Source organism: Wenyingzhuangia sp. IMCC45533 (assembly GCF_054111225.1).
This window is the reverse complement of the sequence record NZ_CM134197.1, coordinates 522,015-537,865: the sequence shown is the minus strand read 5'-3', so window position 1 is coordinate 537,865 and position 15,851 is coordinate 522,015. Positions and strand designations below refer to the sequence as shown.

The window sequence follows — 15,851 nt, the reverse complement described above, 5'->3', positions numbered from 1 at the left end:
TTGCGAGCAATGGAATTTAAAGCAACACAGATAGCTGAAATTTTAGGGGGGGAAATAATAGGTGATTCTTCAGTAACAGTTTCTACTTTATCAAAAATTGAGGAAGGTGAAAAAGGATCGATGACCTTTTTATCTAATCCTAAATACACACAATATATATATACTACTAACGCATCTATTGTAATTGTTAATAGAGATTTTGAAGCTACTGACAAGATAACATCTACCTTAATTAAAGTGGATGATGCTTACCAAGCTTTTACTCAGGTTTTAGAGTTTTATAACGAGTACAAAAATCAAAAATCAGGTATTGAATCTCCTGTAAGTATTGCAGAGTCATCCGCAATTGGAAAAGATGTTTATATTGGAGCATTTACTTCCATAGGAGGAAATGTAACGATAGGAGATAATGTTAAGATTTATCCCAATTGTTATATTGGAGATAATGTTATTATTAAGGATAATACCACAATTTATTCTGGCGTAAAAATATATATCGATTGTGAAGTTGGTGCTAATTGTAAAATACATGCTGGTGCTGTAATTGGAGCCGATGGATTTGGATTTGCACCTACGGAAAGTGGTGAGTACAAAGCCATTCCTCAAATAGGGAACGTTGTGGTAGAAGACCATGTAGATATTGGAGCCAACACAACGATAGATAGGGCTACAATGGGTTCTACTATCATTAAAAAAGGAGTTAAATTAGACAATTTAATTCAAGTAGGTCACAATGTAGTGATTGGTAGTAATACTGTTATTGCAGCTCAAACGGCTATAGCAGGTTCTAGCAAAATAGGAGAAAATTGCATGATTGGTGGTCAAGTGGCTATTTCAGGACATTTAACTGTTGGAAACAACGTAAGAATTTCTGGGAAAACAGGAGTAGGTAAAAGCGTTAAAGACAATTCGGTTCTAAGAGGTATTCCTGCGATGAATTTGAATGACTACAATAAATCGTACGTGTATTTTAAAAAACTACCTCAAATTATCAACGAATTAAAAAATAATAAAAGCTTATAAAAGTAAAAAGGGATGCTAAAACAAAAAACAATCCAAAAGGAAGTAACATTAACAGGTGTAGGACTGCACACAGGTAAAAATGTTACCATGGTCTTTAAACCAGCTCCAGAAAATTATGGTTATGCATTTGTTCGCGTAGATTTAGAGGGTACACCTACCATTGAAGCAAAGGTAGAATATGTTACTGAAACAGAGAGAGGTACAAATCTTGAAAAAAAGGGAGTAAGTATCAATACTTCTGAACATGTTTTAGCAGCAGCAGTAGGCTTACAAATAGATAACCTTATTATTGAGATTGATGCATCCGAACCACCAATTATGGACGGTTCTTCAAAGTTTTTTATTCAAGCACTTGAATCGGCAGGAGTAGTAGAGCAAGAAGCATGTGTAGAAGAATATATAGTTAAAGATATTATTAGTTATAGAGACGAATCCACAGGTAGTGAAATTATTTTAATGCCTGCGGATGAGTACCAAATTACTACGATGGTAGATTTCGGAACCAAAATATTGGGAACCCAAAATGCCACTCTAGATAAGATTAGCAACTTTAAAGAAGAGATTTCTGCTGCCAGAACTTTTAGTTTTTTGCATGAATTGGAGATGATGCTAGAACACAACCTAATTAAAGGAGGTGATTTAAACAACGCAATTGTTTACGTAGATAAAGAAATATCTGAAGACACTTTAACCAAACTAAAAACAGCCTTTGGTAAGGATGAAATTCAAGTTACTCCTAATGGAATTCTTGATAACTTAGAATTGCACTGGGCAAATGAAGCTGCTAAGCATAAGTTATTAGATGTAATTGGGGATTTAGCACTAGTAGGTACGCGTATTAGAGGTAAAGTAATAGCCAACAAGCCAGGACATAAAGTAAACACTTTGTTCGGGAAACGTTTGGCTAACATTATCAAGCAAGAAAAACGTAAAAACGTTCCTGTATACGATTTAAATCAGCCACCATTAATGGATATTCATGCCATTATGAAGTTGTTGCCACACAGACCTCCATTCTTATTAATTGATAGAATTTTGGACTTAGGAGACGATTTTGTGGTTGGGATGAAGAACGTTTCAATGAACGAGCCTTTCTTTGTTGGACATTTTCCAGAAGCACCTGTAATGCCAGGAGTACTGCAAATAGAAGCAATGGCTCAATGTGGTGGAATATTGGTATTGAGTACGGTACCTGATCCGGAAAATTATTTGACTTATTTCATGAAAATGGATAATGTTAAATTCAAACAAAAAGTATTGCCTGGAGATACTTTGATATTTAAGGCAGAGTTGATTACTCCTATTAGGAGGGGAATTTGTCATATGAGATCTGTTGGTTATGCCAACGGAAAAATAGTAGTAGAAGCTGAATTAATGGCTCAAATCGCAAGAAAAAAATAAAAGGATGAATCAACCGTTAGCATACGTACACCCAGGAGCAAAAATAGCTCGTAATGTTGTGATAGAACCATTTACAACAATCCATAACAATGTAACTATTGGTTCTGGAACTTGGATTGGTTCTAATGTAACCATTATGGAAGGAGCTGTTATTGGCGAAAATTGTAAAATTTTTCCTGGAGCAGTGATATCGGCAATGCCTCAAGATTTAAAATATGATGGAGAGGAAACTTCTACCATTATAGGAAACAACGTGACCATTAGAGAATGTGTTACTGTGAATAGAGGAACGTCCGATAGAATGAAAACTGTAATTGGAGATAACTGCTTAATTATGGCATATTGCCACGTAGCTCACGATTGTATTGTAGGAGATAACTGTATTTTCTCAAACGGTAGTACTTTGGCAGGACATGCCAACGTAGGGAACAACGTAATTTTAGCAGGAATGACTGCAATTCATCAATTTTGTTCCATTGGAGATCATGCTTTTGTTACAGGAGGATCCTTGGTGAGAAAAGATGTCCCACCTTTTGTAAAGGCAGCTAGAGAGCCATTATCCTATGTGGGAATAAACTCCGTAGGATTGAGAAGAAGAGGGTTTAGTGTAGAAAAAATTCGTGAAATTCAGAATATTTACAGAATACTATTTCAAAGCACTTATAACAACACACAGGCAATAAGAATTATAGAAGCAGAAATGGAAGCCTCAAGTGAAAGAGATGATATTATCAATTTCATTCAGACATCGCAAAGAGGAATCATGAAAGGATATTTTAGTAATTAAGAAATAAAAATAAAAAGATGGCAACTACATCAGATATAAGAAACGGTTTGTGTATTGTATACAATAGTGATACTTATAAAATAACAGAATTTCAACACGTTAAGCCTGGAAAAGGTCCAGCGTTTGTTAGAACTAAATTAAAAAGTTTAACCTCTGGAAAAGTGATAGATAATACTTTTTCTGCGGGTCACAAGATAGAAGAAGTAAGAGTAGAAACTAGAAAATATCAGTATTTGTATGCAGAAGGAGATACTTTTAACTTTATGAATACTGATGACTACAATCAAATCACTCTAGAAAGAACAGCTTTGGATGCTCCAGAATTGTTAAAGGAAGGAGAGATTGTTACTATTATTGTACGTTCAGAGGACGAAATGCCGTTAGCGGTAGATATGCCTCAATCTGTAATTTTAGAAGTCACTTATACAGAACCTGGAATAAAGGGAAATACAGCGACCAACGCTACTAAACCCGCTACTGTAGAGACTGGAGCATCTGTTAACGTACCTTTATTTATTAATGAAGGAGATAAAATAAAAATAGAAACAGCTAAAGGAACCTACCAAGAAAGAATTAAAGAGTAATTCTTAAATATTCAAGAACCAACTAAAGCCCAAAATGATTTTCATTTTGGGCTTTGTTATAAAATTATTACAGGTTTTACAATTCTGTGATAAAAAGGCAAAAGAACGTTTTTTTATAGACAAATATTTATATTTGTTCGCAACGAATTTTCAATAAAAAAAATAAAATTAAATGAGTGTTTTAGTAAATAAAGATTCTAAAATTATAGTTCAAGGATTTACTGGAGGTGAAGGTACTTTTCACGCTTCTCAAATGATTGAATACGGAACAAATATTGTCGGTGGAGTAACTCCAGGTAAAGGAGGACAAGAACACTTAGGTAAACCAGTATTTAATACAGTTCAAGATGCTGTTGATAAAGCTGGAGCAGATACCACTATCATTTTTGTACCACCAGCTTTTGCTGCAGATGCTATTATGGAAGCTGCGGATGCAGGAATTAAAGTAATTATTTGTATTACTGAAGGGATTCCAGTTGCTGATATGGTGAAAGTAAAAGGATACTTAGAAAATAAAGAAGCTCGTTTGGTAGGTCCTAACTGTCCAGGGGTTATTACTCCAGGAGAGGCTAAGGTAGGAATCATGCCAGGTTTTATTTTTAAGAAAGGTAATGTAGGTATCGTTTCTAAATCAGGAACATTAACTTATGAGGCTGCTGATCAAGTTGTAAAACAAGGATTTGGAATTACTACGGCTATTGGTATTGGAGGAGATCCAATTATTGGAACGACCACCAAAGAAGCTGTAGAAATGTTAATGAACGACCCTGAAACAGAAGCTATCGTAATGATTGGTGAAATTGGAGGTCAGTTAGAGGCAGAAGCAGCAAAATGGATCAAAGCTGATGGTAACAGAAAACCAGTAGTAGGGTTTATAGCAGGACAAACAGCTCCTGCAGGACGTACTATGGGACATGCTGGTGCTATTGTAAGTGGTGAAGGTGAGTCTGCTCAAGCTAAGATGGAAATTTTAGAAGCAAACGGAATTCACGTTGTGGCATCTCCTGCTAAAATAGGTGAAGCCATTGCAAGCGTATTGGCAGAAGTAGCTAAATAAGCATCATAAAGAAACTATATAATGGGATTATTAGAGAATAAAACAGCGATTATAACTGGTGCCACTAGAGGGATTGGTAAAGGAATTGCTTTAGAATTTGCTAAGCAGGGTGCAAACGTAGCTTTTACTTATAGTTCGTCTGTGGAGGCAGCAAATGCTTTAGAATCGGAGCTATCGTCCTTGGGAGTAAAAGCCAAAGGATATCAATCTAATGCAGCAGATTTTGATGCAGCACAAGAGTTAGCATCAGAAGTATTAAAAGAATTTGGTGCTATTGATGTGTTAATTAACAATGCAGGTATCACTAAAGACAACTTGTTAATGCGTATTTCAGAAGAAGATTTTGATAAGGTATTAGAGGTTAATTTAAAGTCTGTATTCAATTTAACCAAAGCTGTTATTCGTCCTATGATGAAGCAAAGAGCAGGTTCTATTATCAATATGAGTTCTGTAGTAGGAGTTCAAGGAAACGCTGGTCAAACTAATTATGCGGCCTCTAAAGCGGGAATGTTAGGTTTTTCTAAATCTGTAGCTTTAGAATTGGGATCTAGAAATATTAGATGTAATGCTATTGCTCCTGGTTTTATTGAAACTGAAATGACGGCTAAGTTAGACGAAGCTGTTGTGGATGGTTGGAGACAAGGAATTCCATTAAAAAGAGGAGGTCAGCCAAAAGATATTGCAAACGCATGTGTGTTTTTAGCTTCTGATATGTCTTCTTACATAACGGGTCAAACTTTAAACGTTGATGGTGGTATGATTACTGCTTAGATTATAAAAAAATAAATATTAAGACTGCTCTAAAGTTTATCTTTAGAGCGGTTTTTTTATATTGGAAGAAACCGTTTACGCTATGAAAATATCAAAAATTCAAGAAAAGTTGTTAGCAAACACTTGGAAGCCCTTAAAATTGTTTTCTTATAACTATACATCTTCGCAAGGTAGTGTATGGAAGCAGTCTAGAGAAGTTTATGACAAAGGAGATGGAGCGGCTGTCTTTATGTATAACAGTAAGTCTAGAAAAGTATTGTTAACCAAACAATTCAGAATGCCTACTTATATCAATGGTATTTCTGATGGGATAGTAACAGAAGTACCTGCTGGTATGCTGGACCAAGATGATCCTGAAACTTGTATTGTTAGAGAAATAGAAGAAGAAACAGGTTATAGAGTACCCAAAGTAAAAAAAGTACGAGATTGTTTTATGACTCCTGGTGCCGTTACAGAAATAACTCATATGTTTATAGCTGAGTATGACGAAACGATGAAAGTGTCAGATGGTGGAGGTGTTGATAACGAACAAGAAGATATTATTGTATTTGAAATGGACTTTGATGAGGTAAAAAAGAGCGTAAGAAATAACGAAATTAGGGATGCTAAAACTCTAATATTGTTGCAGTATGCTATGATTCATCAATTATTAGATTAAATAAACTAAGATAAATTATATAAAAATGGGGAAAGTAATAATCAATGGCTTTGACGATTTTAAAGCACTTGAAGGTAAAGAAATTGGCGTATCAGAATTTTTACCCGTACCACAAGAAAGAATTAATCAATTTGCAGATGCAACCTTAGACCATCAATGGATACATTGTGATGCAGAAAAAGCAAAAGAAGGTCCTTTTGGTACTCCTATTGCTCACGGTTATTTAACTCTATCTTTAATGCCGAATTTATGGGAACAAATCATAGAGGTAAATAATAGTAAAATGTTGGTTAATTACGGAATAGAAAAATTAAAATTCAACAAACCCGTTCCTGTTGACAGTAAAGTTAGATTGAGAGCCAAACTGAAGTCTATCAATAATTTAAGAGGAATTTCTAAAGCAGTATTAGCTATTAACATTGAAATAGAGGGAGAGAGAAAGACGGCCCTAGATGCTGACATTATTTTCTTATATCACTTTGTAAATTAAGAAAGCTGTGTGGTAGTTTTTGTCTTTTTATGCGACTCAATTATTAGTAATTAATAAAATGAGATAGAATGAAAGATACAAACGAAATAAAAATAATAATTAAGGATAACATTCATCAAATAAAAACTAGTGAATTTGTACCTAATGGTGGATATCCCGATTTAGAGAACATAGATATCAACATCTATAGTTACTCAATAGAGCATGAAATAGAAACGTTCAATTTAGGAATTAGTTTTTTAGAAAGAGAAGCAGATTTTTGTGATATGTTTGGGCATGATGTTTATCACACGATAGACAAGCAACTAGTGATTAGTAGAACTTCAACAGTATTAAAGTAATAAAGATGAGAACAGAGCTAGAAATAAAGCAGATAGTACAGCAAAATATCAATCAAATAAAAATCAGCGAGTTTGTTACAGATGGTGGTTGGCCCAATATAGAGCATATTGATGTTGCTGTTTATAGTCAAACGGAGAGCAACGGAGTAGAGATTATAAATTTACACATTTTGTATACTGTAGATAAGGCTGGTTGTTGTTTTATACCTGGAAGAGAAGAACAAAATAGAATGTCCAAAACATTAATTATAGAAGGTAATAACATTAAAATAAAATAATAATGAATACAAAACCAAATATGAGTTTTCCAAAGAGTTTGCCTATCGTTATAGCAATTATAGTTGTTGTTTTAATTTTTGTCTCAAAATCCGCCCTAACTATAGATTCTGGTAAAGCAGGAGTGTTATATAAAACATTTGATAAAGGAGTGGTAACAGATGAGCCCTCTTTAGGAGAGGGATTTCACTTGATTGCACCGTGGAATAAAGTAATTGTTTACGAAGTGAGACAGCAGGAATTGTTTGAAAAAATGAAAGTTTTATCTTCTAACGGACTTGATATTTTATTAGAGGTTACTGCATGGTATTTACCTCAAAAAGATAAAATAGGATTTTTACATCAACAAAAAGGACAGAGCTATTTAGAAACTGTAATCAAACCTTCTTTGAGATCTGCGGCCCGTTCTGTAGTGGGACGTTATACTCCTGAACAAATTTACTCTAGTAAAAGGGATGTGATACAAGAAGAAATTTACACTGAAACAAAGAAGATTTTAGATAAGCAATTTATTCAGTTGAACGATGTTTTGGTGAGAGACGTTACTTTACCACCAACCATTAAAACAGCTATTGAAAACAAATTGAAACAAGAGCAAGAGTTTTTAGAGTATGAATTTAGATTAGAAAAAGCTAGAAAAGAGGCTGAGCGTCAAAAAATAGATGCAGAGGGTAAAGCCACGGCTAATAAAATTTTAAGTGCTTCTTTAACCGATAAAATTTTAACAGAAAAAGGTATTGAAGCGACGAAAGAATTAAGTAATTCTCCCAATGCAAAAGTTATTGTAATAGGGTCTGGTAAAAGCGGAATGCCTATTATATTAGGAAATCAGTAAATGGTAACTATTCTTAAAAAATAAAAGCTGTCTGATTATCAGACAGCTTTTATTGTCTAATCTTCATCGGAATTCCAAAATTCACGCTTTTTATTTAACTCTTGTTCTTGTTTGGCATATTCTTCTAAAGAAATAACTTTTAAAAACGAAGGATGTTGCTCAATGGCATATTCTATTTTTTTTATGATATCATTCATATCTTCGTTATCATAATCTATATCCAGAGGCTTTTTGATAACCATAGATTGTAAGATTCCTCTTTTTTTAATGAGCAATCCTTTTTTATCAAAAGATCTTCTAAATCCATCAATAACGATAGGCACTACAATAGGCTTGTAAGTTTTAATTAAATGAGCAGTTCCACGTCTAACAGGGTTAAAAGGCTTTGTAGTACCTTGAGGAAAAGTAATCACCCATCCATCGTCCAAAGCAGTTTTAATGTTGGTAATATCAGACATTTTAACCTGTCGATTTACATTTTTACCAGCTGCTCTCCAAGTTCTTTCAATAGAAATAGAGCCAACGTAAGCAAAAATCTTAGGAAGTAAGCCAGCCTTCATAGTTTCTAAAGCTGCTATATAATATAAATTTAATTTAGGCTTTAGTAAGTAAGTCCATCTTCTTAAACTATTATCTCTACCGTTTAGCGTAGCGTAAAAAACGTGATACATCGCAGCGACATCGGCAAAGTAAGTTTGGTGGTTAGAGATAAAAAGAACATTTCTTTCTGGTAACTCCTTTAATATTTCAGATCCTTCAATTTTTAGTTTGTTAAAGCCATTGTATCTTCTATAAGAAACAGCCCCTACAACACTAATAATTATTCGTTTTAAAAAAAGGTATTGCCCAAAAGGGTTCTTTTTTAATAATCCCATGGATTTATCTTTGTTTTTTTATTGGTTAGCAAATTTACAATAAATTGTACCTAATTATATGTTTTTTAACACTTCTTTAACTTCGTTAAGTATCATTGCGGTAGCCCCCCAGATTTTATGATCATTGAAAGCAAAGCAAGGAATGTTTTGTTGGCTGCCCCCAGCAGTGTTTTTTGTAAAGGTGGTTATACTTCTGTCTTGCAATAAATGCTCAGCGGGCAAATCAATGATTTCTGCAACTTCGTAATTGTTCACAAAATTTGGGATATCGTTTATCATACCCAAATATGGGCTTACCTTAAAATTGCTAGGAGGAATGTATATTGGAGTCAAACTTTTAACAATTGTAATATCGGTATCATTAATGCCAACCTCCTCATTAGTTTCTCTCAGAGATGTTTGTCTCAAACTAGAATCATTAATGTCGTATTTACCTCCAGGGAAACTAATTTGATTTCCATGAGTACCTTTATAATTTGCTCTTTTAGTTAGCAGAATATGAGTTTTATTATTTTCTTTCGGATACAAGAGCACCATTACACCTGCCTTTCTAGCATCTTTTGGAATCTGGTATTCTGTAAAGGTAGGGCGAGAAAAAGGAGCTAATTTTCGGTGAGCTTGGACACCTAAAAGTTCAATACTTTTTAAATGTTCAATTTTCTCTTTTAGTTGTTCAAAAATCATTTTTTATATACTTTCACTAAATGAAGTCTAAATATATAAAACTACTTTTAAGTATAGTGTTTGATTTAGTTGGAATGCTGTCTTATTTTGTGCCCCAATTGGGAGAAACAATAGATGTAATCTGGGCCCCGTTATCTACCTATATTTTGGTTAAAATGTATAAAAATAAAGTGTCTAAATATACGGCTGTTCTAGGATTTGTTGAAGAAATTTTACCCTTTACAGATATAGTTCCTACTTTTACTATTACTTGGCTGTTGAGTAATTTTGAAACGAAAAGGAGTTAAGATTTTAACTTCATTCTCTTCATCATTTTGCTTTGCATGTTTTTAAAAAAAGAGTATTGACCCACTAGCCATCCTACATATGGAAGGGTAAACTGATAAACTAAAAAGACAGGAACAATATATAATACGTAGTATACAAACAAATTTAAGTTTTGTTTTGAGATGCCAATGATTGACAAGGCAGGTCTAACAATAAATGCAGCAAAAGAACCATTGATGCTAAATGCTATCAAAATAGCAAGTATTTCCCAATTAGATTTTAGCCCCCAACGTTGTTTTAATTTTTCCATTCTGGATATTTTTTGCAAAAATAATTGATAATGCACGATATACAATAAAAAGAACGCATTATAAAAATTTATTTTTGAGTTCTTTGGTAGGTATCATGCAATGTTCTTTTTTTCCAAACCACTTGTAGCGGTTTTTGGCAATAAAATCGTAAACAAAATCTCTTATAGGTTTAGGAATGATATAAAATATATATAACAAAGGATATCCTCCTTTTAAGTGCTTAGCAATAATAAGAGCAGCGCTAGATTTGGTATATATTTTATTTGATGTAACCAATATTATCGAGTCTATTTTAGATAAATTCGGGACTTGTTTTTTTAAATAAAATTGAGCTAGGGGAGATTGGAGTGTTGAAAATTTGAATAGATTTCGCTGATCATTTTTTATGATAAGTTGCACAGAGTCACTGCATAAGTTACAAACACCATCAAATAATACAACTGGGTTTTTTTCGACAACATCTTCTATCTTTTTCAAACCATTAATCATTTACTTTCGCTAAATTTGCCGAGATTTTATACAAATATACTTAATTGATGTTTATGAAAACTACCAGATTATTTTTGCTATTAGCTTTGTTTGCCCTAAGCACACAGGCCCAAGAAACAAAGTTAAAAAATAAAGGGAAATTTTATGCGTACTGGGGATGGAACAGAGCATCTTATTCAGCATCAGATATTACTTTTAAAGGAGACGATCACGATTTTAAATTATCCAATGTAGTTGCCAAAGACAAACAAAATAAGTTTTCGTTTGATAAGTTTTTAAATCCAGCAAACTTAACCATACCGCAAACCAACTATGGTATTGGTTATTTTTTTAAAGAGAAGTATAGTGTATTTGTAGGAGTAGATCATATGAAATATGTAACTGTTCAAGATCAGAATTTAACAATTGACGGAGAAATAAACACAGGAAGTATTCATGACGGAGTTTATGGTGTGGATACTGCAAACGGGGATTTTATAAAACAAACAGAAGATTTTTTAAAATTTGAACACACCGATGGGTTGAATTATATTCATGTTTCTCTTAACAGATTTGATGATATCAGTAGTCATTTTGGATTACATTCAGAAAATTTCGTAATCAATTTAACAGAAGGTATAGGAGCAGGTCCTATGTTGCCCAAAACAAATTCTACCTTGTTGGGTAAACAAAGACACGATAATTTTAATATCGCTGGTTATGGAGTTCATGCTCAAATGGGGTTAAACTTTGTTATTTACAAATACTTTTTCATCCAGACAGATGTGAGAGGAGGATATATCAATATGAGCAATATTAGAACAACTCAAAGTAAGTCTGATAAAGCCTCTCAAGAGTTTACGTTTTTACAAGGAACCATATTGATAGGAGGTAGGTTTAAATTATTTTAAACATCTGCCAACTTACAAGTAGAAAACAAGTACAAATTTTACAAGTCAAAAAATAAAAACCCCGATCTAAGTTTGGACTACTCCCAAAAATTTAGGTAGTCAAAGATTTAATTATTCATACGGGTTCCATACTGTATCGGTCTCATTCTATTTAAGGCTAACGATATTCTCTCGTTATTTTAGTAACGAAAATATATTGTTTTTTTTTCAAGCTGTTCAATGCAGTCACCTTTTTTAAGGCAAATTAACTCTGATTATATCTCCCTAAGAAGTTTTCAATGACAGCACTATCTGAATAATTACTCTTTCTGGACATGAATTGAATCGCGTTGTTGTTTTTAAAATGCTGAATATGTTCCATCCTAAAGTAGTGATACGGCAAAACATTATTATTTATAGAGAATATTCCTCAGAAATATAGATGGAAAAATCATATTTTATCGCTTGAAATATAGGTTGTTGTAGAATTAGAATTAAAGTATTTGACATTAGTTCAAGCTTTAGATAAGTATAATGTTTAAGCAGATTTAACGATTTATTTTCGGTTAAAGAAATATGGGGATTTCGATTACAGTCACACTGTAAGTCAAAAATAAAGGATAAGCAAAACTCCAAAAACAACAAATTCTAGAACTTGCTTAAGGGTTGTGTTTAAGCTAAAAAAAACAAATTCTTCTAGTACACAAATTTAAAAAATCAAGTAAATAGGTGATTCTGTAAGATGTGATGGAGATATAGCAGTAGCAGAATAGAAGTTAGAAATTTCGATTAGAAAAAGTTGGATTCCGAGTTGTTGGAATGTATGTTAAATAAGAATAAGAAAGCATAAGAGCTACTTGTGAACTACTCGGGATGAATCTATAAATATTATAGAGACATACAAAGGATAAAGCATCGCCAATCTTCAGAAAATCAGATGATGGATTTCGTGTGAACTACTCGTGTCCAGATACCACGGGTAGGAGCTGAAAAATTATATGATATTTTAGAATCACAATTAAGCGACTAAATATCTACGGAGACAAATTGTTCAAAATCTTAAAAGCAAACAACATGCTTATTTCTCATGAGTATAAATATCATGTAACCACATACTCACATCATCACTTTAAAAACGTAGAAATAAAGTGGAGGATATTCAAATGAGTAAATCCAATCAAACTTGGTTTAGAGACATTATTTTTACTAGAGGTAGAGAAAACTAAAATTATTTAGCCTTAATAACCGGTGCACACTTGAAAAAAATAAGGTATATGTTTCTGATAGTTTGAATGTAATAGGTGTTTTGAGGGTTTTAGAAGGCTATAGAAAATATACAGATAGACTCTTAATACACCATTCTAACAAAGGGTTACAATATTGTTTTTCTATTTATCAGAAAGAATTGACAAAGCAATTACGACACCACCAATGACAGATGAAAATATGATTGTTGTCAAAATACATTAAAGGAGAGAGTTAATGGTACTCCAAAAAGGGGATTCATAATAAACAAATGCAGTACGGCAATAGAACTTAAAGAACTAGTTGTAGAAGTAACAAATACTTGTAATTAGCAAAAGACCGCGTTGTAGGATTGATTATAAAACGGTCAACCTGTACTTTAGGGCAAATCACTCAATTCTCTTAATAATTGATTTTTTTGTTTGATAAACATATTAAACCTCTTATATTTGCAACCGCTAACGCGAAAGCGCGCAAATGGTGGTTGTAGTTCAGTTGGTTAGAACGCCTGATTGTGGTTCAGGAGGTCGCCGGTTCGAATCCGGTCTTCCACCCTTTAAAGTAGTAAAGCCCGTCTAATGATTTAGATGGGCTTTTTTTATACCTGTAAGTATTGAATCCACAATCGTCTAAAAAAACATGAATAAAGCAGCATTGCAAATAGAATTGGTTTACGATATCATCTGTCCATGGTGCTACATAGGGCATCATCGTTTGTTAAAAGCTATTAAAACAACGAATGTAGAGGTTATTAAATTATTGCCGTATCAGTTAAGGCCTCATCTTCCACAAGAAGGTATCAGCACCAAAGATTATTGGAAGCAGAAAGGGATTACGGACATAGAAACTGCTTATAAAGATGTTAAAGAAGCTGCCGAAAGCGAAGGTATTGTTATTGCACCTTTAAAATTCAACAGAATTCCCAATACTTTAAAAATTCATCAGGTAGTAATGCTTGCAGAAGAAAAAGGTTTAGGTGTAGAGGTGCTACAGGCTATACAAACAGCTTATTTTAAAGAAGGATTAGATTTAACCAAAATGACAACTGTGCTAGAAGTTACCGAAGATTTTTTGAGTGGGAAAGAAATTAAGAAAGCATGGGAAAGTGAAGATTTTTACGAAACGATGGTTTTTACTAAAGAACAAAAAGTAAAATCTAAAAAAATATCAGTAGTTCCAACCTATATTGTAAACGATAAACACCGAATTTCTGGAGCAGTAAGTAATTACACAATGCTTGATATGTTGAAACAGTTAACTACTGACAAAAATCATTCAGGTTTTTGTGAAATTGATTCAGACGTTTGTTGATAAAACACACGTGTTTGGTTTGTGTTAACGAAATACAAATCACTTAAGGAGTAATTTTTACATCAACTTGATCGCCAATGACGTAATCAGCAGAAATAACTTGAGATCTTTCAATTTTGACGGTTTGTGTTGCTATTAAAACAGTAATCATGGAGTTATCTATTTTTAAAACAGTTCCTCTTAAAGTGTTATGAGTGTTATTGCTTAAGAGTATTTCTGGCTTGCCTTCGTCTATAATTTCTCCGTAATTCATCATAACCACATAGTCAGCCATATTTAAAACTTCCTGTAAATTATGACTTACCATGATGATCGTAAAATTGAGCTTTTTTTGAAGCGCTTTTAAATAGGATTGTATTTTTTTTCTCAATACTTCATCAATAGCAGTTAAAGGTTCATCTAACAATAATAAATCGGGTTTTTGAGCAATAGCTCTTGCCAAGGCGACTCTTTGCTTTTGTCCACCAGATAATTTACTAGGTTTACTATGAATAATATGCTTTATTTCCAAATTGATGATCAAATCATCAATAAGAGCTTTTGATTTTTCATGATGAGCAAACTGAATATTTTGCAAAACAGTCATATTAGGAAATAAAGCGTAGTCTTGAAATACATAAGCAATATTCCTTTTAGAGACGGGAACTGTTTTATTATGATGCGCGTGATACCAAGTCGTTTTTTTGTATGTAATACTACCACTATCAGGCTTGTCTAAACCACTTATTAAGCGTAGTAGCGACGTTTTGCCTGCTCCAGAAGTCCCAAAAAGTATATTAATACTATTTAATTTAAAATGAGCATCGATATTTAAACTAAAAGGTTTTTCCTCTGAATGGTATGTTTTGTTGATTTTACAAGTAATCATTAGTAGTGTTTTTTAAAATAACCTCCATTAATCAAATAAACACTTAACAATACTAGGAAAGAAATCAGTAACAAAATAATAGAGTACAGGTTCGCACTATGGTAATTCAAGGCTTCTACTTCGTCGTAAATCGCAATGGAAGCCACTTTTGTTTTACCTGGAATGTTTCCCCCAATCATTAAAACAACTCCAAACTCTCCAATGGTATGTGCAAAACTCAAAATAACTCCTGTAATGACAGAAGATTTGATGTTGGGTAAGAGTATTTTATTGAGAATTGTAAATCTGGATTTTCCCATAAGCATGGCTGTTTCCATATAAGATTTTGGTAGTGAAGTTAAACCTGCTTGTATGGGTTGTACCATAAATGGTAAGCTATAAATCATGGAAGCTAGTACCAAACCATTAAAAGTAAATAGAAGCTGAATACCCAAAGTGTTTTCTAACCAATAACCAATAGAGGTATTTGGACTTAAAAACAGTAAAAAATAAAACCCCAAAACTGTAGGAGGCAATACCAAAGGCATGCTTACAATGGTTTCTATAAACGGTTTTAGTTTAGATTTTGTAAATGCAAGCCAGTAACAAAGGGGTGTAACAATAATAAACAACAATAGAGTTGTGATGATGGCTAGTTTAAAAGTAAGTAAAAGCGGATTGAGTTCCATGCGTTACAAGCGTTGTGTCAAATATGAGCAATTAATCTAGA

Annotated in this window: 20 protein-coding genes and 1 tRNA gene; 15 read left to right on the top strand and 6 right to left on the bottom strand. The window is 33.1% G+C overall.

Going from position 1 to position 15,851, the window contains the following annotated elements:
* The first annotated feature begins 9 nt into the window (after positions 1 to 9).
* The 11 genes from lpxD (at position 10) to ACXGQW_RS02265 (ending at position 8,223) form a co-directional block, all read left to right on the top strand.
* Positions 10 to 1,023 carry a UDP-3-O-(3-hydroxymyristoyl)glucosamine N-acyltransferase gene (gene lpxD / locus ACXGQW_RS02315; RefSeq protein ID WP_457823502.1) on the top strand — a complete coding sequence of 338 codons (1,014 nt, stop codon included), beginning with the start codon at positions 10 to 12 and terminating at the stop codon, positions 1,021 to 1,023.
* Positions 1,024 to 1,035: 12 nt separating this feature from the next.
* Positions 1,036 to 2,424 (top strand): bifunctional UDP-3-O-[3-hydroxymyristoyl] N-acetylglucosamine deacetylase/3-hydroxyacyl-ACP dehydratase, encoded by a 1,389-nt coding sequence (locus ACXGQW_RS02310; protein ID WP_457823501.1) that lies wholly within the window; start codon positions 1,036 to 1,038, stop codon positions 2,422 to 2,424.
* Positions 2,425 to 2,428: 4 nt separating this feature from the next.
* Positions 2,429 to 3,211, top strand: a complete 783-nt coding sequence (gene lpxA, locus ACXGQW_RS02305) for an acyl-ACP--UDP-N-acetylglucosamine O-acyltransferase (protein WP_457823500.1) — start codon at positions 2,429 to 2,431, stop codon at positions 3,209 to 3,211.
* 17 nt (positions 3,212 to 3,228) lie between these two features.
* The gene (gene efp, locus ACXGQW_RS02300; RefSeq protein WP_457823499.1) at positions 3,229 to 3,795 is read left to right on the top strand and encodes an elongation factor P; all 567 of its coding nucleotides are present in this window, start codon (positions 3,229 to 3,231) and stop codon (positions 3,793 to 3,795) included.
* A 172-nt stretch (positions 3,796 to 3,967) separates the two neighbouring features.
* On the top strand, positions 3,968 to 4,852 hold the full coding sequence (sucD, locus tag ACXGQW_RS02295) for a succinate--CoA ligase subunit alpha (RefSeq protein WP_457823498.1): 885 nt from the start codon (positions 3,968 to 3,970) through the stop codon (positions 4,850 to 4,852).
* A 21-nt stretch (positions 4,853 to 4,873) separates the two neighbouring features.
* Positions 4,874 to 5,623 (top strand): 3-oxoacyl-[acyl-carrier-protein] reductase, encoded by a 750-nt coding sequence (gene fabG, locus ACXGQW_RS02290; RefSeq protein ID WP_457823497.1) that lies wholly within the window; start codon positions 4,874 to 4,876, stop codon positions 5,621 to 5,623.
* Positions 5,624 to 5,705: 82 nt separating this feature from the next.
* Positions 5,706 to 6,281, top strand: a complete 576-nt coding sequence (locus ACXGQW_RS02285; RefSeq protein WP_457823496.1) for an NUDIX domain-containing protein — start codon at positions 5,706 to 5,708, stop codon at positions 6,279 to 6,281.
* A 25-nt stretch (positions 6,282 to 6,306) separates the two neighbouring features.
* Positions 6,307 to 6,771 (top strand): MaoC family dehydratase, encoded by a 465-nt coding sequence (locus tag ACXGQW_RS02280; protein ID WP_457823495.1) that lies wholly within the window; start codon positions 6,307 to 6,309, stop codon positions 6,769 to 6,771.
* Positions 6,772 to 6,839: 68 nt separating this feature from the next.
* A complete protein-coding gene (locus ACXGQW_RS02275) occupies positions 6,840 to 7,112 on the top strand; it encodes a hypothetical protein (RefSeq protein ID WP_457823494.1) in 273 nt (90 codons plus the stop codon).
* A gap of 5 nt (positions 7,113 to 7,117) precedes the next feature.
* A complete protein-coding gene (locus tag ACXGQW_RS02270; protein WP_457823493.1) occupies positions 7,118 to 7,390 on the top strand; it encodes a hypothetical protein in 273 nt (90 codons plus the stop codon).
* Positions 7,391 to 7,392: 2 nt separating this feature from the next.
* The gene (locus tag ACXGQW_RS02265; protein WP_457823492.1) at positions 7,393 to 8,223 is read left to right on the top strand and encodes a prohibitin family protein; all 831 of its coding nucleotides are present in this window, start codon (positions 7,393 to 7,395) and stop codon (positions 8,221 to 8,223) included.
* A 56-nt stretch (positions 8,224 to 8,279) separates the two neighbouring features.
* Here ACXGQW_RS02265 and ACXGQW_RS02260 read toward each other — a convergent pair whose 3' ends face one another.
* The gene (locus ACXGQW_RS02260) at positions 8,280 to 9,098 is read right to left on the bottom strand and encodes a lysophospholipid acyltransferase family protein (protein WP_457823491.1); all 819 of its coding nucleotides are present in this window, start codon (positions 9,096 to 9,098) and stop codon (positions 8,280 to 8,282) included.
* Between the two features lie 54 nt (positions 9,099 to 9,152).
* Positions 9,153 to 9,782 carry an NUDIX hydrolase gene (locus ACXGQW_RS02255; RefSeq protein WP_457823490.1) on the bottom strand — a complete coding sequence of 210 codons (630 nt, stop codon included), beginning with the start codon at positions 9,780 to 9,782 and terminating at the stop codon, positions 9,153 to 9,155.
* A 20-nt stretch (positions 9,783 to 9,802) separates the two neighbouring features.
* On the opposite strand from ACXGQW_RS02255, the gene ACXGQW_RS02250 reads away from it, so the two are divergent.
* Positions 9,803 to 10,069 carry a hypothetical protein gene (locus ACXGQW_RS02250; RefSeq protein ID WP_457823489.1) on the top strand — a complete coding sequence of 89 codons (267 nt, stop codon included), beginning with the start codon at positions 9,803 to 9,805 and terminating at the stop codon, positions 10,067 to 10,069.
* Here ACXGQW_RS02250 and ACXGQW_RS02245 read toward each other — a convergent pair.
* Positions 10,066 to 10,359 carry a DUF6787 family protein gene (locus ACXGQW_RS02245; RefSeq protein WP_457823488.1) on the bottom strand — a complete coding sequence of 98 codons (294 nt, stop codon included), beginning with the start codon at positions 10,357 to 10,359 and terminating at the stop codon, positions 10,066 to 10,068. The two genes, ACXGQW_RS02250 and ACXGQW_RS02245, sit on opposite strands and share 4 nt — an antisense overlap.
* A gap of 58 nt (positions 10,360 to 10,417) precedes the next feature.
* Entirely contained in the window at positions 10,418 to 10,837 is a 420-nt protein-coding gene (locus tag ACXGQW_RS02240) for a thiol-disulfide oxidoreductase DCC family protein (RefSeq protein WP_457823487.1), read from the bottom strand.
* 65 nt (positions 10,838 to 10,902) lie between these two features.
* Here ACXGQW_RS02240 and ACXGQW_RS02235 point away from each other — a divergent pair, with 65 nt between their 5' ends.
* The 3 genes from ACXGQW_RS02235 to ACXGQW_RS02225 all read left to right on the top strand — a co-directional run bounded on the left by ACXGQW_RS02235 (position 10,903) and on the right by ACXGQW_RS02225 (position 14,274).
* Complete coding sequence (locus ACXGQW_RS02235; RefSeq protein WP_457823486.1) at positions 10,903 to 11,739, top strand: hypothetical protein; 837 nt, start codon at positions 10,903 to 10,905, stop codon at positions 11,737 to 11,739.
* Positions 11,740 to 13,442: 1,703 nt separating this feature from the next.
* Positions 13,443 to 13,518 (top strand) — tRNA-His (locus ACXGQW_RS02230).
* Between the two features lie 84 nt (positions 13,519 to 13,602).
* Positions 13,603 to 14,274, top strand: a complete 672-nt coding sequence (locus ACXGQW_RS02225) for a DsbA family oxidoreductase (protein ID WP_457823485.1) — start codon at positions 13,603 to 13,605, stop codon at positions 14,272 to 14,274.
* Between the two features lie 43 nt (positions 14,275 to 14,317).
* Here the strand turns inward: ACXGQW_RS02225 and ACXGQW_RS02220 are convergent, their stop codons facing one another.
* A complete protein-coding gene (locus ACXGQW_RS02220; RefSeq protein WP_457823484.1) occupies positions 14,318 to 15,142 on the bottom strand; it encodes an ATP-binding cassette domain-containing protein in 825 nt (274 codons plus the stop codon).
* Positions 15,142 to 15,810, bottom strand: coding sequence for a molybdate ABC transporter permease subunit (modB, locus tag ACXGQW_RS02215; RefSeq protein WP_457823483.1), 669 nt, complete (start codon positions 15,808 to 15,810; stop codon positions 15,142 to 15,144). Before modB ends, ACXGQW_RS02220 begins: the two co-directional genes overlap by 1 nt.
* Positions 15,811 to 15,851 lie beyond the last annotated feature (41 nt).

What these genes read in the sequence shown, in the direction of transcription:
- fabG (WP_457823497.1), top strand. Translation starts at nt 4,874, where the DNA reads ATGGGATTATTAGAGAATAAAACAGCGATTATAACTGGTGCCACTAGA.
- ACXGQW_RS02280 (WP_457823495.1), top strand. Translation starts at nt 6,307, where the DNA reads ATGGGGAAAGTAATAATCAATGGCTTTGACGATTTTAAAGCACTTGAA.
- ACXGQW_RS02225 (WP_457823485.1), top strand. Translation starts at nt 13,603, where the DNA reads ATGAATAAAGCAGCATTGCAAATAGAATTGGTTTACGATATCATCTGT.
- modB (WP_457823483.1), bottom strand. Translation starts at nt 15,810, where the DNA reads ATGGAACTCAATCCGCTTTTACTTACTTTTAAACTAGCCATCATCACA.
- ACXGQW_RS02265 (WP_457823492.1), top strand. Translation starts at nt 7,393, where the DNA reads ATGAATACAAAACCAAATATGAGTTTTCCAAAGAGTTTGCCTATCGTT.
- ACXGQW_RS02310 (WP_457823501.1), top strand. Translation starts at nt 1,036, where the DNA reads ATGCTAAAACAAAAAACAATCCAAAAGGAAGTAACATTAACAGGTGTA.
- ACXGQW_RS02245 (WP_457823488.1), bottom strand. Translation starts at nt 10,359, where the DNA reads ATGGAAAAATTAAAACAACGTTGGGGGCTAAAATCTAATTGGGAAATA.
- sucD (WP_457823498.1), top strand. Translation starts at nt 3,968, where the DNA reads ATGAGTGTTTTAGTAAATAAAGATTCTAAAATTATAGTTCAAGGATTT.
- ACXGQW_RS02275 (WP_457823494.1), top strand. Translation starts at nt 6,840, where the DNA reads ATGAAAGATACAAACGAAATAAAAATAATAATTAAGGATAACATTCAT.
- ACXGQW_RS02250 (WP_457823489.1), top strand. Translation starts at nt 9,803, where the DNA reads ATGAAGTCTAAATATATAAAACTACTTTTAAGTATAGTGTTTGATTTA.
- lpxA (WP_457823500.1), top strand. Translation starts at nt 2,429, where the DNA reads ATGAATCAACCGTTAGCATACGTACACCCAGGAGCAAAAATAGCTCGT.
- ACXGQW_RS02270 (WP_457823493.1), top strand. Translation starts at nt 7,118, where the DNA reads ATGAGAACAGAGCTAGAAATAAAGCAGATAGTACAGCAAAATATCAAT.
- ACXGQW_RS02220 (WP_457823484.1), bottom strand. Translation starts at nt 15,142, where the DNA reads ATGATTACTTGTAAAATCAACAAAACATACCATTCAGAGGAAAAACCT.
- ACXGQW_RS02285 (WP_457823496.1), top strand. Translation starts at nt 5,706, where the DNA reads ATGAAAATATCAAAAATTCAAGAAAAGTTGTTAGCAAACACTTGGAAG.
- lpxD (WP_457823502.1), top strand. Translation starts at nt 10, where the DNA reads ATGGAATTTAAAGCAACACAGATAGCTGAAATTTTAGGGGGGGAAATA.
- ACXGQW_RS02260 (WP_457823491.1), bottom strand. Translation starts at nt 9,098, where the DNA reads ATGGGATTATTAAAAAAGAACCCTTTTGGGCAATACCTTTTTTTAAAA.
- ACXGQW_RS02255 (WP_457823490.1), bottom strand. Translation starts at nt 9,782, where the DNA reads ATGATTTTTGAACAACTAAAAGAGAAAATTGAACATTTAAAAAGTATT.
- ACXGQW_RS02235 (WP_457823486.1), top strand. Translation starts at nt 10,903, where the DNA reads ATGAAAACTACCAGATTATTTTTGCTATTAGCTTTGTTTGCCCTAAGC.
- efp (WP_457823499.1), top strand. Translation starts at nt 3,229, where the DNA reads ATGGCAACTACATCAGATATAAGAAACGGTTTGTGTATTGTATACAAT.